16 protein-coding genes are annotated in these 20933 nt (G+C 43.1%); 12 read left to right on the top strand and 4 right to left on the bottom strand.

Annotated elements, in window-relative coordinates; all coding sequences use genetic code 11:
• Window positions 1-332: 332 nt before the first annotated feature.
• From parE to CHH91_RS09660, 6 genes are all read left to right on the top strand, one after another.
• On the top strand, window positions 333-2291 hold the full coding sequence (gene parE / locus CHH91_RS09635) for a DNA topoisomerase IV subunit B (RefSeq protein ID WP_483372394.1): 1959 nt from the start codon (window positions 333-335) through the stop codon (window positions 2289-2291).
• A gap of 12 nt (window positions 2292-2303) precedes the next feature.
• Window positions 2304-4745 carry a DNA topoisomerase IV subunit A gene (gene parC, locus CHH91_RS09640; RefSeq protein WP_095223232.1) on the top strand — a complete coding sequence of 814 codons (2442 nt, stop codon included), beginning with the start codon at window positions 2304-2306 and terminating at the stop codon, window positions 4743-4745.
• 157 nt (window positions 4746-4902) lie between these two features.
• On the top strand, window positions 4903-5367 hold the full coding sequence (locus CHH91_RS09645) for a flavin reductase family protein (RefSeq protein WP_095223233.1): 465 nt from the start codon (window positions 4903-4905) through the stop codon (window positions 5365-5367).
• Window positions 5368-5385: 18 nt separating this feature from the next.
• A complete protein-coding gene (locus tag CHH91_RS09650) occupies window positions 5386-6081 on the top strand; it encodes a response regulator transcription factor (RefSeq protein ID WP_095223234.1) in 696 nt (231 codons plus the stop codon).
• The gene (locus tag CHH91_RS09655; protein ID WP_095223235.1) at window positions 6078-7415 is read left to right on the top strand and encodes a sensor histidine kinase; all 1338 of its coding nucleotides are present in this window, start codon (window positions 6078-6080) and stop codon (window positions 7413-7415) included. Before CHH91_RS09650 ends, CHH91_RS09655 begins: the two co-directional genes overlap by 4 nt.
• An 88-nt stretch (window positions 7416-7503) precedes the next feature.
• The gene (locus tag CHH91_RS09660; RefSeq protein WP_095223236.1) at window positions 7504-8139 is read left to right on the top strand and encodes a PepSY domain-containing protein; all 636 of its coding nucleotides are present in this window, start codon (window positions 7504-7506) and stop codon (window positions 8137-8139) included.
• Between the two features lie 39 nt (window positions 8140-8178).
• Here the strand turns inward: CHH91_RS09660 and CHH91_RS09665 are convergent, their stop codons facing one another.
• On the bottom strand, window positions 8179-8460 hold the full coding sequence (locus CHH91_RS09665; RefSeq protein WP_095223237.1) for a hypothetical protein: 282 nt from the start codon (window positions 8458-8460) through the stop codon (window positions 8179-8181).
• Window positions 8461-8565: 105 nt separating this feature from the next.
• Between CHH91_RS09665 and CHH91_RS20535 the strand changes: the two genes are divergently transcribed.
• The 5 genes from CHH91_RS20535 (at window position 8566) to CHH91_RS09685 (ending at window position 15949) form a co-directional block, all read left to right on the top strand.
• The gene (locus CHH91_RS20535; protein WP_176465744.1) at window positions 8566-8736 is read left to right on the top strand and encodes a hypothetical protein; all 171 of its coding nucleotides are present in this window, start codon (window positions 8566-8568) and stop codon (window positions 8734-8736) included.
• Window positions 8737-9069: 333 nt separating this feature from the next.
• On the top strand, window positions 9070-10116 hold the full coding sequence (locus tag CHH91_RS09670; protein WP_095223238.1) for a C45 family autoproteolytic acyltransferase/hydrolase: 1047 nt from the start codon (window positions 9070-9072) through the stop codon (window positions 10114-10116).
• 88 nt (window positions 10117-10204) lie between these two features.
• Entirely contained in the window at window positions 10205-13768 is a 3564-nt protein-coding gene (locus tag CHH91_RS09675) for a dynamin family protein (protein WP_176465745.1), read from the top strand.
• A gap of 58 nt (window positions 13769-13826) precedes the next feature.
• On the top strand, window positions 13827-15329 hold the full coding sequence (locus CHH91_RS09680; RefSeq protein ID WP_095223240.1) for an FAD-dependent oxidoreductase: 1503 nt from the start codon (window positions 13827-13829) through the stop codon (window positions 15327-15329).
• A 224-nt stretch (window positions 15330-15553) separates the two neighbouring features.
• Complete coding sequence (locus CHH91_RS09685) at window positions 15554-15949, top strand: VOC family protein (protein WP_095223241.1); 396 nt, start codon at window positions 15554-15556, stop codon at window positions 15947-15949.
• Between the two features lie 394 nt (window positions 15950-16343).
• Here CHH91_RS09685 and CHH91_RS09690 read toward each other — a convergent pair whose 3' ends face one another.
• On the bottom strand, window positions 16344-16868 hold the full coding sequence (locus tag CHH91_RS09690; RefSeq protein ID WP_483372395.1) for a DUF6141 family protein: 525 nt from the start codon (window positions 16866-16868) through the stop codon (window positions 16344-16346).
• Between the two features lie 75 nt (window positions 16869-16943).
• Window positions 16944-17702 (bottom strand): hypothetical protein, encoded by a 759-nt coding sequence (locus CHH91_RS09695; protein WP_095223242.1) that lies wholly within the window; start codon window positions 17700-17702, stop codon window positions 16944-16946.
• Window positions 17703-18183: 481 nt separating this feature from the next.
• Here CHH91_RS09695 and CHH91_RS09700 point away from each other — a divergent pair, with 481 nt between their 5' ends.
• Window positions 18184-19359: a NupC/NupG family nucleoside CNT transporter gene (locus tag CHH91_RS09700; protein WP_095223243.1), complete on the top strand. Its 1176-nt coding sequence runs from the start codon at window positions 18184-18186 to the stop codon at window positions 19357-19359.
• A 132-nt stretch (window positions 19360-19491) separates the two neighbouring features.
• Here CHH91_RS09700 and CHH91_RS09705 read toward each other — a convergent pair whose 3' ends face one another.
• Window positions 19492-20802, bottom strand: a complete 1311-nt coding sequence (locus CHH91_RS09705; protein ID WP_095223244.1) for a CitMHS family transporter — start codon at window positions 20800-20802, stop codon at window positions 19492-19494.
• Window positions 20803-20933 lie beyond the last annotated feature (131 nt).

The raw sequence follows: 20933 nt of genomic DNA on the forward strand, positions 1-20933 counted from the left end.
GCTTACCGCCATTATTTCTCAAAATCATACCGAAAATAAAACGAAGAGCTATTTTTCGTAAGTTTTGCAAGAAATCATGCAAAATGGCTGAAAATGAAGCGAAAATCGCCTCTAGCAGACGAGGAATTACGTGAAATCCCAAAAAGTGGATTGATTGACCGGCATTATTCTGCTACTTTTAATTAGGCATACACTGGACTCTGCTAGGCATGGGAGCTAGTTTACACAAACATATGTTTGCGTTATGATAAACATAACGTACTGTCTTTTTCCAGCGATAATACTGGAAAAATGACTTGGAAACAGTTTTTTGTTCGAAGAAGGGAGCCGATGTGGCATTGGCAAAACAAGCATCGCATTACTCAGATGACTCTATTCAAGTGCTTGAAGGACTTGAAGCGGTCAGAAAGCGTCCCGGCATGTATATCGGTAGTACTGACAGTCGGGGATTACATCATTTAGTTTATGAAATTGTCGATAATAGTGTGGATGAGGCACTTGCAGGGCATGGTGACAAGATTAATGTGACCATTCATGAAGACAACAGTATTTCTGTTGAAGACTTTGGCCGCGGGATGCCTACCGGCATGCATGCTACAGGAAGACCTACTCCTGAGGTCATATTCACAGTACTTCATGCCGGAGGGAAATTCGGTCAGGGCGGATATTCGACAAGCGGAGGATTGCACGGTGTTGGTGCATCTGTCGTTAACGCTCTTTCCGAGTGGCTCGAAGTAACGATCCACCGGGATGGCAATATTTACTCTCAACGGTTTGAGCATGGAGGAAAACCCGCCACTTCGCTCGTGAAACAAGGTAAAACAAAGAAAACAGGAACCAGCATCCATTTCAAGCCGGATCCGTCCATGTTTTCTACTACTAGCTACAACTTTGACACGCTTGCTGAGCGTTTGCGCGAAGCGGCTTTCTTGCTTAAGGGAGTGGCGTTCCATATTGAGGATAAGCGCAGCGATAAGGAAGAAACATATTTGTATCCTGATGGACTGCAGTCCTTCGTAGATTATTTGAATGAGGAGAAAGACACACTTCATCCTGTGCTTGCTTTCGAAGGAGAGCAGCAGGATATCGAAATCTTCTTCGCATTCCAATTCAATGATGGGTATACAGAGACAATGCTCAGCTTTGTCAATAACGTCCGTACAAAGGATGGCGGTACCCATGAGGCCGGAGCAAAATCCGGTATGACTCGTGTATTCAATGAATACGCGCGCCGGAATAATCTTTTAAAAGAAAAAGATAAGAACTTGGAAGGTACTGATATCCGGGAAGGTTTGACAGCTATTGTCAGTGTCCGGATACCAGAAGCACTGCTTCAATTCGAGGGACAGACGAAAAGTAAGCTCGGTACATCCGAGGCTCGCTCTGCTGTTGATGCTCTTGTATCAGAGAAGCTTTCTTATTTCCTTTCCGAAAATCCCGACATTGCCGGTATGCTGGTGAAAAAAGCGATACGTGCAAAGGAAGCGCGGGAAGCAGCTCGTAAGGCTCGAGAAGATGCCCGCAGCGGAAAGAAGAAGAAACGAAAAGATACGCTGTTAAGCGGAAAGCTGACACCAGCTCAATCGCGCAATCCGCAGAAAAATGAATTGTATCTGGTAGAGGGAGACTCTGCCGGCGGTTCTGCCAAGCAGGGACGAGACCGTAAATTCCAAGCTGTCCTGCCGCTGCGAGGTAAAGTCATAAACACAGAAAAAGCCAAGCTGCAGGATGTTATGAAGAATGAAGAAATTTCAACGATCATACACACAATTGGTGCTGGTGTCGGAGCTGAATTCGACTTGGAGGATGTGCAGTATGACAAAGTTGTCATCATGACCGATGCTGATACAGACGGTGCACATATCCAAATCCTGCTGCTCACTTTCTTCTACCGCTACATGAAGGAATTGATCGAAGCCGGCAAGGTATTCATTGCCCTTCCGCCTTTGTATAAAATTTCTAAAGGTAAAGGCAAAAAAGAAGTGATTCGCTATGCCTGGAGCGATGAAGAGATGCGTGAAGTCGTCCAGGAATTGAAAAATGGCTACACGATCCAGCGTTACAAAGGTCTCGGTGAAATGAATGCCGATCAGCTTTGGGAAACAACGATGGATCCTGCCACTCGCACACTCATCCGCGTAACGATCGAGGACTTTGCTCGTGCTGAACGTCGTATCACGACGCTGATGGGCGACAAGGTTGAACCACGTCGTAAATGGATCGAGAGTAATGTCGCTTTCGGTATGGAAGAAGACGGGAATATCCTCGAAAACGACAAGTTGCACAACTAAGGGGGATTTCTTTTGGAAAACTATTTGGATCTGCCATTGGAGGAAGTCATCGGAGACCGATTCGGCAGATACAGTAAATATATCATTCAAGACCGCGCGCTGCCGGATGCCAGAGATGGATTGAAGCCGGTGCAGCGCCGGATTTTATACGCAATGTTCGATGAGCGGAATACGCATGATAAACCATTTCGGAAGGCTGCCAAGACCGTCGGTGCGGTAATCGGTAACTTCCATCCACACGGAGACACTTCGGTTTATGAAGCAATGGTTCGACTCAGTCAAACTTGGAAAGTCCGTAATGTACTAATTGAGATGCATGGGAATAACGGAAGTGTAGATGGCGATCCGCCAGCTGCGATGCGTTATACAGAAACTAGGCTATCAAGCATCGCTTCGGAATTGCTGCGGGACATTGATAAAAATACTGTTGAATTTGTTCCGAACTTTGACGATACGAACGCGGAACCAACTGTTCTTCCGGCTAAATTTCCTAACCTGCTCGTCAATGGATCGACTGGGATCTCTGCTGGGTATGCGACAGAAATACCGCCGCATCACCTTGGCGAGGTAATCGATGCTGTTATTATGCGCATGGATAAACCGAATGCAACGGTTGAAGAATTGATGACTGTCATGAAAGGTCCGGATTTCCCAACAGGCGGTATCATCCAGGGAGTAGACGGAATCAAGAAAGCGTACGAAACAGGTAAAGGCAAGATCATCGTTCGCGGAAGAACAAGCATTGAGGATCTCAAAGGCGGCAAACAGCAGATTGTCATCGATGAAATTCCTTATGAGGTGAATAAAGCGAATCTCGTCAAACGAATGGACGAACTGCGTCTGGACCGTAAAGTCGAGGGTGTCGCAGAGGTGCGTGACGAAACAGACCGTACCGGTATGCGAATTGTAGTCGAACTCAAAAAAGAAGCAGATGCCCAAGGTATCTTGCATTATCTATATAAAAATACCGATTTGCAGATTTCTTATAACTTCAATATGGTGGCAATCAAGGATAGAACGCCGCAGCTGTTAGGTTTAGCGAGTTTGCTTGATGCCTATATCGGCCACCAGAAAGAAGTTGTCACGCGACAATCTGCTTATACACTGCAGAAAGCGAAAGACCGGAAGCATATCGTTGAAGGATTGATAAAGGCTATTTCCATTCTTGACGAATTGATTGCTACCATTCGTGCATCCAAGGACAAAGCTGATGCAAAGCAGCGGATCGAGGAAGCTTACGGCTTTACAGAGGCACAAGCAGAAGCGATAGTGAACTTACAGTTATATCGCTTGACGAACACGGACATAACAGCTCTGCAGCGAGAAGCACAGGAGCTGGATGAGCAGATCCAAAAGCTCGAGGATATTTTAAAGAACGAAAAGACATTGCTCAAAGTGATCAAACAGGATCTTCGTACGATCAAAAAAACCTATCATACCGATCGACGCTCACAAATTGAGGATGAAATCGAAGAATTGAAGATTAATCTGGAGGTAATGGTTGCATCAGAGGATGTTTTGGTCACTGTTACACATGATGGCTATATCAAACGGACAAGCCTTCGCTCCTATCAGGCTTCCAACGGTGAGGATTTGGCGATCAAGGAAGAAGATCATCTGATCGGCATGCAGGAAATCAATACTACTGATAAACTGCTCGTCTTCACAAATAAAGGGAAGTTCAGTTTCATGCCGGTGCATGAGCTGCCGGATATCCGCTGGAAGGATCAAGGGCAGCATCTAGCTAATATCGTGAGCATGGACAAGGATGAAAAAGTGATTGCCAGCATTCCAGTGCGTGATTTCAAGCAAGGCGGCTATCTTGTTTTCTTCACAAAAAACGGTTCAGTCAAACGAAGTGAGCTCCAGCTTTATGAAGCGACTCGAGCTAATAAATCGCTGACTGCCATTAATTTGAAAGCTGGTGATGAGGTTTGTCACGTGTCTCTGACTGATGGAAGCAAGCAGCTGTTCATGGCCACAAATTCTGGATATGGTTTATGGTTTACCGAAGAAGAAGTAAGCCCGATCGGAATACGTGCAGCAGGCGTGAAAGGCATGCAGCTGAAAGAAGGCGAGTATATTGTCGGTGCCCAGGCATTCGAACTGAAGCATTCGCCAAGTGTTGTTGTCATCACGCATAGAGGTTCGGCAAAACGGATGAAACTGAAGGAATTCGAACCATCCGGCCGAGCAAAACGCGGTGTTGTGATGCTCCGTGAGCTGAAAAAGAACCCGCATCGGATTGTCGGTTTTTATGTATTGGAGCAGAACGCCATAATTCATATGGAAACGAAGGATAAGCAGGATCACGTTCTTGAGCCAATGAATTTGAATGCAAATGACCGGTATAGTAATGGATCTTATGTTTTAGATGCTGACAAGCATGGAGAGGTTATCGCCACATATCCGGAAGCAGTATACGATATTGCGTTTCCGCAAGATAAAGCTTAAATGAACGATAATACTATTATGTAAACTAGAGAGGCTGATAGCCTCTCTTTTTCTTTTTTAACTGCACATGACAGTCTTTGAAAGGATAGAATAATTGACAGCCGACGCAATTTACATGGTATAGTTTTACGTATAGCAAAATGAACGGGGGAGCAGAATGGATAATCGAACGTTTAGAGATGCAATGGGGAAATTCGCAACTGGTATTACAATTGTTACGACTGAGGTTGCTGGGGAGATAAAAGGGATGACAGTGAACGCCTTTATGTCCGTATCACTGGAACCAAAGCTTATTGCCGTATCAATCGATAAAAAAGCGTCCTTATATGATATTTTGCAAACAAATCCTACATTCGGAGTTAGTGTCCTGAAAGAGGAACAAAAGGATGTCAGCATGGTATTTGCCAAGCAGAAAGAGCAGGAGAATCCTGTGCCGATCACAAAGCTGAGGGAGGTTCCAGTTGTTGATGGTGCTCTTGTCAATTTAGCGTGTAAAGTCGTGGATAAAGTGATCGCTGGTGATCATGTTATCCTGATAGGAGAAGTGGAAGACTTGGTGCTGCGTGATGGTGATCCTATTCTGTACTTTGGTGGCAGTTACCGAGAAATCAAAGTGACATAAGGAAAGGAAGCAGGGCCTATGGAGCAGACGACAATCCTTGTAGTGGAAGATGAAAAGAATATGGCAAGGCTGCTGCAGCTTGAGCTGGAGCATGAGGGCTTTGCTGTTGATGTAAAATACGACGGTTTGGATGCATTAGAAGCATTCTATGCCAATTCCTATCAATTCATCCTGCTTGATGTGATGCTGCCGTCATTGAGCGGGATGGAATTGCTTCGCCGCATCCGTAAGCAGGATGCGCAAGTTCCTGTCATGCTGCTGACAGCAAGGGACGCCGTACCTGATAAGGTAAGCGGTTTTGATCTAGGTGCAACAGACTATATGACGAAGCCATTTGAAATCGAAGAATTATTGGCTCGGATACGTGCCCATCTTCGCCATACTGTGACAGCTGCACCAGTACAAGATCCGGTGCTGCAGGTTGGGGATTTAACACTTGATGAAAAGACAAGAACCGTCATCCGCGGTAAAAATGAAGTTGAGCTGACACCGCGGGAATATGATTTATTATTGTTCCTCATGAAGCATGAAAAACAGGTGCTGACACGCGATCAGCTACTTGAAAGAGTCTGGGGCTTCCAATATTCCGGTGACACAAATGTGGTCGATGTGTATATCCGGTATCTGCGGAAAAAAATTGATACAGGTGAGAAACGCAAGCTGATTAAGACAGTACGAGGTGTCGGATATACGATCAAGGATGAAGAGAAGTGAAGCTGCGGACAAGGATCCAATTATACATAACTGTTACACTGGTGATCCTGTTGCTGATCGTAAATATGTCCATCTACTTCCTGTTCCGGCAAGTCAGTTTGCATAATAGTGTTGATCGATTGCATGAACAAGGGCGTGCCTTGGCAGAGACTGCTGCCACTGTCGACTGGAAGGATACATCACGTACCAGTTTGTTTCAAGCAGATTTGCCAGCAGAAGGGATGGTACGTTTCATTGGTACCGATGGACAAAGTGAGGGTGTGATAACGAGAGCGGAAAAGTATCGTGAGCTGCCCTTTTCGTACACATCACAGGAAAAGGATCAAACGTATTATCGTAATGGCAGCTGGTATGCAGAGGTGTCGATTCCTGTTATCCGGGATAATGGTATTTATACTATGCAAGTTGCTGAGGAGCTGGTCAGTCTCCAGCAGACGCTCCAGGTGCTCAAATATTGTCTCACGATAGCTGGATTGATCATTTTGATTCCATCCATACTTGGAGGAAGGCTGCTGGGAAGCTTTTTGCTACGGCCAATCCTGGCTTTGACATCGACTATGCAGGCCATCCGCAAGAGCGGAAAATGGAAGCGTATGGAAACCGGAAGCAGAAGTCATGATGAATTGCACGCTTTGAGTGAGACATTTAATGAAATGGTTGACCAGCTCGAAGAAAACTTCACAAAGCAGCAGCAATTCGTATCTGATGCTTCGCATGAATTGAAGACTCCGATCAGCATCATTAAAAGCTATAGTAAGCTGCTGGATCGCTGGGGTGCCGACGACCCTGCTGTCCAGCAGGAGGCAGTGCAAGCAATTCATGGTGAGACAGAACGGATGCAGGCTTTAGTCGACCAGCTGCTGATCTTAGCAAAAGATGATCCAGAATTGCTGCAAAAAGAACCGGTCGATCTTGGCAGTATAGCAGAAACCTGTGCCGTAGCTATGCAAACAGCTTACCAAAGAGAAATCATTGTCCGCTCAGAGACCGATGTAATGGTCTCGGCAGATAGTAATATGCTGAAGCAGGTTGTCTATATATTGTTAAGCAATAGCATCAAATACAGTGACGAGCATATTGAGATAGCTATCAAAGCGGATCATAAGGAAGCCATCCTGCGTGTCACCGACTACGGAGAAGGGCTCGATGAGAAAGATCAGCGGCGTATATTCGATCGATTCTACCGAGTGGATAAAGCACGCACCCGTGAAAAAGGTGGCAGCGGTCTTGGTTTGGCCATTGCTAAACAGCTCGTAGAACTGCATGACGGAAAGATCGAAGTGACTAGCGTCCTGGGTGAAGGCTCTACGTTCACAGTACGTCTGCCAGTGTAATTTCTCATCAAATTCTAATAAAGTACTCACCTTTCTTTTAATGGGGAAGCTATATACTGGCTATAGATCATAGCTGGAGGCGATAGAAGTGAAGAAAAAGTGGATTATACCTGCTGCAGTTGTCGTGCTTTTAGTTGCAATCTTTGGTATATATCAAATGCAGGCATCAGCTGGAGAACCGGAGATGACAGTCGATCAAGCGCGTCAGCAAGCGGAGAAACAATATAATGCTACCGTAACCGAAATCGAATTGGATCGCAGCGGAAGCGAGCCAAGGTATGATATCGATTTGGAAAATGGAGAAAAGCTCTATGATTTGACACTGAATGGCAATACTGGTGAAGTAATCAGTTTGAAAGAGAGCAGCATACAGAAAACTTTACCAAGTACGGACAATACAAATCATAGTCAGCCAGCTGGTGATGATCAGCAACAGGGTGAAAACGATCAATCTGCTGACGATCAGCAGCAATCAGATAAAGAGCCGACAGCTCCATCACAAAAGCAGGCATCACAGGCTGAAGTGAAAATAACGATGGACGAAGCAATAAAAATCGCGACAGACGAAGTAGGCGGCAGCGTTACTGATGCGGAGTTTGATGAAGAGGACGGACTGCCGGTATATGAGCTTGATCTCAAAACAGCTGACGATGAAGCGGAAGTTGTCATCAATGCTCAGTCCGGAGAAATTGTAACCATCGCATATGATAGTGAAGAAGATTGAAGCAGCGGACAGCTGCTTCTTTTTTTTAGATTGTCATAACTAAAATAAACTTCTGCCAATCATCGCTCCTAATCCGGTTTGCCAGAAGTACAGGGTGATCACCATCAAAATAAACCAGCATATTCTAAAGCTTCTAGAAGGTTTTATAAATTGAATTCTGCAAAAAATGCCCCAGATGATAAATGAAAGGATTATCGGAAACCAATCAGAAAATACCATGCCTCCTTCACCTATACCAAAAGCAAATAATACTAAAGAATTAAATATTAATAATAAAACGAAAATGATGATGTTATAAACATGGAATGCGCCCTTGCCCATAGCTTCACTCCTAACGTTATTCACTTCAGCTATCATTTCATTTTACATAAAATGGATGAATGTTAGAATAAGTATAACGACTCACTAAGACAGGAGAATGTGACAATGAGGATATTTTGGTCATTTGTTGTATTATTTGGTATGGTTTCCGGCATGCTGTTTCGAGAAGAGAATCCTTTTGTCTGGCTGCTCATCGGGTCATTGGGATTGGCGGGAGTATGGAGCTGGGGAAGGCCATTATCCAGTTATTTATCAAACCGAGATGGTAAAAACTGATTAAGGGGTGCCATTCGTTACACTGCTTCTTGCCATTCTGTCAGCTGGATGCGGAAACCAGGATACAACTTCACTTGAATGTCAGCAAAAAATGGACAGGCCACTAAATAGGCAATATCTTTTCTGAAAAAGAAGAAAAACGTTAAAGTCCTTCTATACCTGATCCGCTCCAAGACAGCGATAAAATAACAGTTACATACAATAGCGTCCTAGAATCATATCCTCTCCAACTTAGCATTTGTGCTATAAAAGGTTGATAAGCATATCATTTCCCTCGTTCCTGCATCGTATTGGATAATAGAAGGATACTATGCAGAAAAGAAGGGTCCGCCTATGAAACAGATACATTCGAATGTTTTCACTTACCGTGGATCACATTATGATTTCGGCGTCATGCAAGGAGAGCGCCTGAAAAATACACCGTTATACGCATACCAGCAAAGACAAAAAGAGCGGAACCGCCGCCGTTTCACGGTTGATCCAGCCGATGCTTTCCGCATGTTTCGCAGCTATCATCCTGGTATTTATGAAGAGCTTACTGGACTCAGTGATGCACTTGGCCTATCCATCGAGGAAACACTGATGGATTACAGCGGCTTCCAGCAGGAATGGAGAATCAACTCCGGCTGTTCGATCGTCACGGGTAATGACTTTCTTGCACGTAATTATGATTACCACCCGAAAACTTATGAGGGTCGCTTCCTTTTATACCAGCCATCAGACAGAGAATATTTTGCTACAATCGGTCCATCGCAGCGGATTCTCGGACGTATTGATGGTATGAATGAAAAAGGGCTGACTATTGGTTATAACTTTGTGCATCAACGCTTTCCGGAGGAAGGTTTCATTTGCAATATGCTATCGCGCATCATTCTGGAGACGTGTTCGACGACAGAAGAAGCAGTTGAAAAGCTGACGCAAATGCCGCATCGCCACTCCTTCAACTATGTGATAAATGATGCTTCCGGAGTCCGTCGTGTGGTAGAAGGCAGCCCGCGCGGTACCGCAGTTAGAGAAGCGAGCTATAGTACGAACCATTTTGATGTGCTGACAAAAGAGAACCGTCATCATCTTGTTGACAGTAAACGACGATTTGATGCTATCCAGACGCATTATAAAGAAAATATTGATGCATCAGAGGGTTTTCGACTTTTGAACGATCCAAAACATGACGTTTTTTCAGATCAGTATCGCAATTGGGGAGGAACAATCCATACCTCTGTCTACAAACCAAAGGAATTGAAGATGGGATTTGCTATCGGAAATCAGCAGTCAAACGAGGTTGATTTCGGCAGCTGGCTCAAGGGTGAAGACTTGTCATTCAGCCAGTTTACAGGTGATTTAGACACCGATGTCCGCATTCCTTATATGGGAGAATGAAGAAAAACCGCATTTACGATGGTAAGTGCGGTTTTCCTGTTTTATAATAAAAAATATGAATGCGCATACATATGAGGAGGGGCCATCTATGCGACGAACAGCGGAATCAACGGAATTGTTCAGTCTGTCAGCATTATATCAATATTTCGAAACGGAAAACGCATCACAATATAGCGAAAAAGCGCTTGATTTAGTAGAGAAAGCGGAGAAAGGAACTGCTTTTATCTGCTTCACAGGGCATTTCTCGGCTGGAAAAAGCTCACTTATCAATGCTTTGCTTGGTGACCAAGTGCTGCCAGCCAGTCCGATTCCAACGAGTGCCAATATCGTAACCATTCAGCACGGACAGCCGAAAGTCTTTGCTTATGGAGCGGATGAAACGAAATATGAACTTCCGGCGCCGTACCGAAAGGAAACATTGGATACATATTGCCGAAATAAAGATATTCGTAAGATTGAAATACAAGATGAGCAGACATCCCTCCCGGATAAAATCGCCTTAATGGATACACCCGGTATCGATGCGAGTGACGATGCGGACCGTTTGATGACGGAGTCAGCGCTGCATCTCGTAGATAGTATGTTTTATGTAACGGATTATAATCATGTACAATCGGAAGTCAACTTGCTGTTCCTGCAGCAATTATCCGAACAAGGGCAGCCGTTTTATCTGATTATTAATCAAATTGATAAGCACCGGGAGAAAGAGCTTTCATGGACTGCTTTCCAAAATGGTGTAACCAATGTGTTTGAGCAATGGCATATTACGCCTGAAGCTGTTTATTATACGACACTAAAAGAACAAAATCACGAGCATAATCAGCTGAATATGGTGAAAGAAAAGATGGGCAAGCTGCTTGCAGATAGGGAACTGCTGCATAAAGCAGGACTGGAGCGGGGAAAGCAGCGTTTGATTGCTAATTATCTGCAGGAGATGAAACAGGAATTAGCAGAAAAGGAAGCAGCATTAATGGAAAGGCGTCATCATTTGGATAAGGATGCTGCGGATGCGGCCAGTAATTGGCGCGAGAAACAGAAAACAGCAGAAGAAGACGGGCGCGAGGCTATCCACCAGACATTAAAGAACGCGAATTTGATGCCTTTTGAAGTACGCGAAGTGGCAGAAGTCTATTTGGAATCGACATTTCCGGACTTTAAAGTAGGTCTGTTTGGCAGTAAGCGGAAGACAGCTGAAGAACGGGAGCAGCGCCGGGCTAAGACAGAGGAGCTTATTCAGCAGCAAATCGAGAAACAGTTGACATGGCGGATTCGCGATAAGCTGAGCGACTGGGCTAGGAAGCATGATCTGTATACAGAGTCCGTACAAGTGCTGCTGCAGGATTTTGAGGTAGAGCTGCCAGCAGATTTGCTTGAGCAGCATGTTCAATCGGGAGCGAGTAAGAATGGTACCTATACATTGGTCTATACAGCTGCTGTCGAGGACCATATCAAGCTCTCTTATAAAAAGGCTGCTCTGCAAGTGGTGGAAGCTGCCATCCAGACGACTCAACATGCCTACAAGCAGGCAAAAAAAATGGAAGAACAAGAAAATAGAAAAGCTGCTGAAAATGAACAAATAAACTATGAAATCAGTCAGCTGCAGCATTCCTACGAAAAACTGGCAAGTAAGATTCATCAGACAGATCGGAACATGGATTTAGAAGCGATCGAACAGGCGAAACAGGCAATGAGGAATAGATACCAGCTTAAGGAGAGAGTGGAGCTATTAGAGGCCGCACCCAATGAGCCATCTGTGAAGCTGGAGGCAGAACCGATTGTACAGAGAGATTCATCTACAAAGCTAACAGCAAAAGAGATGGCGCATCAATTGGAAGCTGCGGCATCTGCTCTCGGCGGCGTGGAAGGATTTCAATCAGCAATAGAGGATATCAAGAATAGAAAAGAAAAGTTAGTGAATCAAGATTACACGTTAGTGCTTTTTGGAGCTTTCAGTGCAGGTAAATCTTCATTCGCCAATGCATTGCTCGGTGAAAGTCTGCTGCCTGTGTCGCCGAATCCAACGACAGCATCGATCAATATGCTGAAGCAAGCGACAATTCAACATCCTCACCAGACTGTGCTCGTCAAATGGAAATCCCGCCAGCACATTGAGGCTGATATTGAAGTTCTGAGCGGAAAGAAGCTCGCTATGGGAGATTTCTTGTCTGAAAACCCAGCGGATCTCGTACAGGATAAGAGGCATCAAGCATTTCTCCAAGCGGTCCAAACTGGCTATAGCCAGGTACACGATAAGCTTGGTACAGAAGGAACAATTCCCTTCAAAGAATTCAGTGACCATGTGACGAAGGAGACGTTAAGCTGCTTCATTCAACAGATAACGGTTTATTTGGAAAATACGTTCCTTAAGCAAGGCGTTACTTTAATTGATACTCCCGGCGCTGACTCTGTTAATGCCCGCCATACGGATGTGACATTCCAATTCATGAAGCATGCCGATGCAATCCTTTTCGTGACTTATTATAATCACGCATTCTCAAAAGCTGATGAACAAGTACTTCAGCAGCTAGGTAAAGTAAAAGGAGCTTTGGAGAAAGATAATATGTTCTTCATCGTAAATGCGAGTGATTTGGCTAAAGATGAAGAGGAAGTCAGTTATGTCACCTCCTATGTGGCAGACAATCTGGCAAATTTCCAAATCAGACAGCCACGCCTTTTCGCATTGAGCAGCTTACTTGGCTTGCAAGAGAAACGGACTTCACAAAAACTCAATTCAGGGCTTGGCAAGCTGGAAGAAGAATTGAATGAGTTCATTCGCAATGAGCTGACAGAAGTCATTATTCAAGGTGCCAAGCGGGAATTGAAAAGGCAATATGGACAGCTGCAAGCATATGCCAACGCCATGGACTTAGATGAAGAAGCAAAATTAGCGAAAGTCCGTCAATATAAGCATGAACAGGAAGAGGTCTTAGTCAAAGCACACCATTATACACAGCCTGTTTTTCAACAAGCCATTTCACAGCGTATCGAGAAACAATTGCATTATGTAAAGGAAAGGCAGCTGCTTGAAGCAAATGATTTATTTAAACAGTGCTTTAATCCTTCTTTGATCAGAAGCAATGGAGCATCAGGGAAAGAGGAAGTGGCTCGGCAGATTCGCGAATTTGCTGGCCAAATCAAAATGCAGCTGGAACAGGAATACCGTGCAGTCACCATCCGTGTCGACAGAACCGTTAGAGAACAGATGGAGCGGTGGAGGAGCGGATTGGAAAAGGACGTACAAACGGTGAACGAAACGTTGGCACTGGCAGTGTCTGCAGAGGAAAAACTGCCGGAAACAGCACCTCCTGAAACGCAGTTCTGTTTCGAACAAGGTGAATTAACACGTCTGCAAAAACTGTATCGCGGTCCAAAAGCCTTTTTCCAAGGGAACGAGAAAGAGAAGCTGAAAGAGGAACTTCTTAAGCTGATGGAGCCAATGTTAGTTGAAGCCTTGCAAGTATATACATCTGCTATGGAAAGCCATTACAAGGAGATCTGGCAGTCGGAAGAAGAACGTCTTCAGCAGAAGGCAGCCAATCAGCTGGCTAGCTATTATACTGGTTTGCTACGGGCTTTAACAGACACATCATCCCGTCAGGAGCTCCAGCAAGCGATACAGACTTTCGCTTCACTTCAGCCGGAAGAAGTTTGACCAAGGGCAATCCAGGATACTGTATAACCAAAAGGAATAATCCAGGAGGTTAGCAGTTATGGAGCAAACAAAAAAGCTATTTTCACAGAAACCATCATCATACTGGCGTAATTCAACGGATTTGCCGACGTATCCAGCTCTGGAAAAAGACCTGGATACGGATGTATTAGTAATTGGTGCAGGTATCACCGGGATAACGACAGCATATGAACTGACAAAGCGTGGCAGAAGTGTTGTCCTTATCGAAGGGCGCGAGCTGATTTCAGGTACTACCGGATATACGACAAGTAAGCTCACTGCACAGCATGACATCATTTACAACGGCTTGATTGATCGCTATGGCGAGGAAACTGCTAAACAATATTTTCAAGCAAATCTGCAGGCAATCAATTATGTAAAAGATACAGCAGCTGAACACGGAATTGATTGTGAATTCATGGAGCAAGAAGCTTACATCTATACACAGCTGGATGAAGGCGTGGAGACAATCGAGAAAGAGGTAGAGGCTTACCGTAAGCTTCATATTGATGGGTATCTGACGGATTCAATGCCTCTGGATATCCCAATAAAAGCAGCCGCTGTCATGCGCCAGCAAGCCCAATTCCATCCAGTAAAATACTTAGTAGGCTTACTAAAGGAAATTGAGCTGCGGGGAGGCAGCATTTACGAACAGACATTAGCTGTCTCATTTGATACAGAGACACGGCCTGTCGTCCATACGGAGAATGGTAACACTATTACAGCGAATCACGTTGTCAGTGCAACACATTTTCCAGTGCAAGTAGAGAATCAGTATTTCTCTTCTAATATGAACCCTAAGAATTCTTACGGAATCGCCATCAAGTCCAAGAAACCGTACCCTGACGGCATGTACATCAGCCTAGAATCGCCAAAACGTTCAATCCGCAGCTTGAAAAAAGGCGATGATCATTATGTGCTTGTCGGAGGAGAGTCCCACGTGACGGGTGATGGTTCTTCTGTGCTGGATCGATACGAAAGAATCTATCAATTTGCTGAAGAACAATTCGGAGTAGAAGAACTCTATCAGCATTGGTCCAGCCATGATCTGCTTACAACAGATCAATTGCCATTCGTCGGTAAGGTAAGTGACGATGCGCCTGGAATATACACCGCAACAGGCTTCGGCAAATGGGGCTTATCCAACGGTGTAGCTGCAGCTACATTGCTGGCCGATCTGATTGAAGGTAAAGAGAATGAATATGCTGATCTATATAAAGTGGGTCGAGAGATGGAAGAAGCGGAAGCTGTCAGTATCGGTGAGGATGATGTAAATCGCATCAGCAATGAAACGGTTGTCAAACCAGATGATTTGCCTAATGGAAAAGGTGCCATCCTCGAGAAAGATGGTCAGACAATGGCTTACTATCGGGATGAACAAGGAGAGCTGCACGAAATGAGTGCATCCTGTACGCATAACGGCTGTCCTGTTTCCTGGAATAATGCGGATCATACATGGGATTGCTCTTGTCATGGATCGCGATTTACAGCTGTTGGAGAAGTCGTTGAGGGGCCTGCGCTGCGGGCATTGGATAGAGAATAACTGGAAATAAGCTGCTGGGGTTCCCGGCGGCTTTTTCAATAGCTGAGACATTTTCGTAGCAACGGAAAGTAATCGTGTCTCTATAAGAGGAAACATAAGATGTCATGCAGAAGATATTATTGTGCTTTAACTGGATTTCATGCTAATTACCAGTATTAGCGGAATCATAATTACTTATAGGGCTACTACCAAAATGTGAGATTATGAAAGTGAGGTAATTATTAATGGAAAAGGTTACACCGTTCTTAATGTTCCAAGATGGCAAAGCAGAAGAAGCAATGAATTACTACATATCACTCATTGAGGATTCAGAAATTAAAAGCATTACTAGATATGGAGCGAATGAAGCTGGAGATGAAGGGACAGTGATGCTGGCTGCTTTCTCCTTAAAAGGGCAGGAATTTATGTGCATTGACAGCAATGTGACACATCAATTTTCCTTTACACCTTCTTTCTCCATCTATGTTACTTGTGATACAGAAAAGGAACTGGATGATCTTTATCAGAAACTGAATGAGGATGGAGTTGAACGTATGCCGCTAGATAACTATGGATTCAGCAGGAAATTCGGCTGGACGGATGATAAGTTCGGAGTATCATGGCAACTAAATCTCCCATAACGCATGTTATGGGTTGGAGAGATTCACTTGCTGTTGTGTGAAGTGAAAGGAAATGAGATGGTCGACTATTAGAGACAGGGTGGAGTTTAGGAAGAGCTGTCTTATCGTAAGGGCGATGTAATGAACGGATCGGCGTAACACTCCGGAGAAGTTTGGTTGGCCCGTCGGTACGTTCACTATATAGTTCAATAAGGGGAAAAGATGAGCTGCTTGGGATTCCAGGCAGCTTTTTCATAGTGCGCAATCGAGATTTAACCCAAACAGGCGTTTTGGAGTAGTTAAACGATTTCACCAATGTGCGAAAGAGACTTTACCAAGGAGTTGAAAAAGTGATAACCGCATATGAAAATAAGAGAGTGTGTTCGATTAACTAAATTCAAGGCAAAAAGTTCTTTCAGAGGTTATTCTTTTGAAATGTGTCCATTTCCTTAATAATTTCGTCTGGTTTATAAGTGCTAATCACTACTGTTTGATATTTTAAAGTCAACTCAATCCCTTGCTTCCCGCTCATTATATAGCCCATTTCTCCTTTGAAATTCACACGAAACCCCCAGCCGCCAAAGCGCTTGAATGGACTGTAGTTGATTGATTTATAACTTTCCATGTCCTTATATAAAAACTTTTTATAATGAAAATGGAAAGGCATAAAGCGAATATAAAGGCCGTCCTCCTGCACTTCAAGGATCAGCTTAGTCCATTTAAGCATGATAATAGGAAAAGCGATTCCAAAAATCATCCAAATTATAATTAATACAGCATTTGAAGAAGGCTTATTACCGAATGGTAGTCCTAGAATAACTTGCCGAATGAATCCGTACCACGTAAAGGCAGCAATTGATAGTACTATAAGCCAAAGCAAAGGCTGTCTAGGTTGCTGGACTTCTCTGAAGATTGCATTCTTAGCTTCTATCCTAATCACTCCCTATGAATATCTAGAGGCTTGAATAAATAATAGCGGGCTCTTTAAATAGCAGCCCACCATTGGTAAAGATAGTTATTTGTTAATTAAGTCAATGAACTTTTTGACTGCTTCATCGTTCCGGGGATTAACGTAAACATGCTCCGTATTATTAATTATGTCCTCTAAATCTTCTCTCATAGTGTCTTCATCCAAACCTTCTGGAGGAGCGGGTGAGCCACCAAACCAACGTCCTGGCAATGGAACGTTGTACACGTTAATCGTGCCATCTCCATTGGAACTATATGTTACAGATCCATCAACTATGCGAGAACCACTGAGCTGAACAACATCTTCAGGATAGCTGACAACGGGAAAATAATCTGGTTCCAGTGGAGTACCAGCTGGAATATGCCGTACATACAACCCGTCAATTTGCTGGTTAGGGCCGAGCTGCAGCCATACACGCGCGTATTCGATTTCTTCTGCAGAATATCCAGTCAAAGGATCATCTACTTTGTTTTCATATGTATCGGTTGAATCTTCACTAGTTGTTGTTTCTTCTGAAGACTGATTAGGTTCTTCTGTTTCAGAGGAATCGGCAGGGGTTTCTTCTGAGTGGTTTGATGCAGCTATTTCTGACTCTGCTGCTGACCCCGGATTATCTTCCGATTTGTCTGGTAGATTCTTTTCTTCAGACTCTTCATCTTGCTGATTAGAAGTAGATGCAGATGCAGTTGGCGTTTCTAAAGACGCTTCTTTTGCATCATCGTTGGTGCTCGTACAGCCAGCAAGCACTAGCACAAATAATATAAGTGCAGGATATGTATACCAGCACTTACCAAGCTTCTTCATATTATCATTCCTTTCTTAGTCATCTATATTGTAACGCAGTAATTGTTCCAAATAAAGGAAATCAATTGAGGGTATTTATAGTGGTTTAATATGCTTACTGGACCTTGTAGAGGTGAATCTCATGCATGGAAAAGGTCAAATCTAAAACACAGCGTTTTAGGTTTTTTCTTTTTGCTGTTTTTTCAGATTTAAATAAATAATTTTAATAAATTAGTTAAGCGTATTTTAGGAAAAATGTAAATAATAGAACTAATTCTAAAAGAGTTATCATGCATTGGTATATATGTAATAATAGATGCTAATATTTAGCGTTAAGTTAGCTTATAAAACAGATTAAATAATAATCGTGTATTTATAGTAAATATTTTAACAAATTATGATGGGCGCATATTTTCACTGCTTTCATTGTGAGGAGATTAAAATTGATCAAAGCTAAAATTTCACTGAAGCATTGTGGTCAGTAGAGTTGGAGGTAATGGAATTGTCTATTGTTATTGGGGTTTTAGGAATACTTGTATTAGTCGCTGTAGCTTGGGCCATGTCAAATGACAAAAAGAATATCAATTATAAAGCTGTTGGTATCATGCTAGTTATCCAGCTTATATTAGCTTGGTTTTTGCTGAATACATCCATTGGCAGAACGATCATCAAGAAGATTGTAGATGTATTCACGAAAGTACTTTCATTTGGTCATGAAGGAATCGCATTCTTATTGGGTGACTTATCTACAAAGGGTTATTTCTTCTTTGACGTCCTTTTGATGATTATTTTTGTATCTGCATTATTATCCATTTTAACTTATACCAGAATACTATCATTCGCAATCAAGTATATTGGTGGTTTTGTATCCAGAATAACTGGTCTTCCAAAGATCGAATCATTTGTTGCCGTAAATTCCATGATCTTTGGTAATACAACGGCAATTCTGTCCGTAAAGTCACAAATTCACAAACTCAGTCCAAACCGATTGTTTATTGTAGCTAGTTCATCACTAGTAGCGGTATCTTGTTCCACACTAGGGGCCTATTTGCAGTTGATTCCAGCTGAATATGTTCTAGTAGCACTGCCATTAAACGTTTTCTCAGGTCTGATTTTATCTTCCATTGTTGCTCCGGTTACAAGGGAAGAAGATTTTGAGATAGATGTAAAAGAAATGAACAATGAAAAATCATTCTTTGAAGCCATTGGTAACGGTACTATACTAGGTGGTAAAACTGCTCTGATCGTAGGAGCGATGTTACTGACGTATATGGCTTTACTCGCAATGATCAACTTTATTTTGGATGGCATAGTGGGAATGACATTCCAGGAACTAATCGGTTACGTATTTGCACCGGTAGCATTTATAATGGGTATCCCAACCTCTGAAATCCTTAACGCAGGTTCTATTATGGGAACAAAAGTAGCTGCTAATGAATTTGTGGCAATTACTGACTTCGTTAAAATACTGCCTGACATGTCCACTAAAACTGTAGGTATCGTTTCGGCTTACTTGATCTCTTTTGCTAACTTCTCATCCATCGGAATGATCTTGGGAACGGTACAAGCTATAGATCAAAAGCAGGCAAGCTTGCTAGCTAAAGTCGGCTTAAAGGTTCTGCTGGTAGCTACAATGGGATCTATATTGACTGGTACCATTGTAGGGTTGTTCCTGTAAGAGGGATAGTAGATTATAGTATGTGTGCACATTCACTTGGAATTTTTAAAAGTTTGAAAAAGGAACTAATAAAAGACTGATATCAATTGCAATTTGATATCAGTCTTTTTTAGTTGCCATGAGTTATGCAATTTATCCAATTGATATACCGCCGAATAGTAATCCAAAAAGAATCATAACCAGAGCGGACAAGATGATCCATATGATTGAAAACTTTTGTAACTTTCCAAGATCTGTCCTTACTAATTCTATCAGCACCCAAAGCGGAGCTGATGTAGGACCGATTAAGTGAATTGTCTGGCCAATTACCGATGCTCGCGCTACTTCTATAGGTGCTACACCATATACATTGCCAGCTTCAGCAAGAACTGGCAAAGCCCCAAAGAAGTAAGCATCGTTTGACATAAGCCAACTCAGTGGGAGACCTATTAAGGCTATGAATACTGTGTAGAAACTTCCAAAGTTGTCTGGCAGGACACTTACGATATCCTCAGCCATGCTATCAACCATATGTGTTCCTTGTAATATTCCAGTGAATATCCCTGCTGCTAATACCAAAGACACGACTGGTATGGCGTTGGCCGCGTGTTCTTTCATTACTTCCCGCTGCTTCTGTAAATTTGGATAATTGACAACGAGGGCTATAGCGAAACCGATAATGAAGAGTATGTATAACTCTATAATATCAGCTATTAAGAGTGCCATAAGGGCGAGTGTCAGAAATAGGTTGAAATAGATGACCCATTTTCTAGCTTGTACAGCATTTTGGGCAGTGGAGGCTGTTTCCTCTTGAGTCTTGACCTCTTGGCGTAGCTGTTCATTCGTGAGTCCAAGTCTTTTTCTTTCCATCCTTCCTAGTATAAATGCTGTAATTAATGTCCATATAATACCTCCAGCCATAATAGGAAGCATCGGAAGGAAGTATTCAGAAGCATCTAGTCCTAAAACACTGATTGCGCGCGTTGCAGAACCACCCCAAGGAGTACTTCCTGCTACGATACCTAAAGCCATAATAGCTAGTGTAGCTAGAATTAAGGGGTTGATTCCTAATTTACGAAATACAGGAAGCATTGCGGAACATACAATCATATAAGTTGTTGTTCCATCACCGTCCAAGGCTACAAGGATAGCTAAAATGGCAGCCCCCATACATATTTTTACTGGATCGCCTTTTGCGATTTTTAGAATAGCATTACTTACTGGATCGAAAAGACCGGATTCCATCATAATGCCGAAGTACAGTATCGCAAATAGCAATAATACAGCTGTGTCAGAGACAAGCAGGATACCTTCAGCAGCAAATTCACCAATTTGTGATCCGAAACCGCCAATCACTGCAAATACAATTGGTACAAAAATTATCGCAGTAAACGCTTGCATTTTTCTGAGCATTACAAGAATTGTAAAGACAATTATAGTAAGAAAACCTAAAATAGAAAGCAATGAAATTCCCCCTCTTAGTATGCGCTTTCAAAATTGGTATTTAATTTCGTTAAACAAGTTTCCCCTTGTAGTCATCTCCTTTCTGTAAGCGTTGTATTTCCTATAGACTAAGCGTAATATAAGATTAGAAA

This window comes from Virgibacillus sp. 7505 (assembly GCF_002272135.1).
GTDB lineage: Bacteria > Bacillota > Bacilli > Bacillales > Amphibacillaceae > Terribacillus.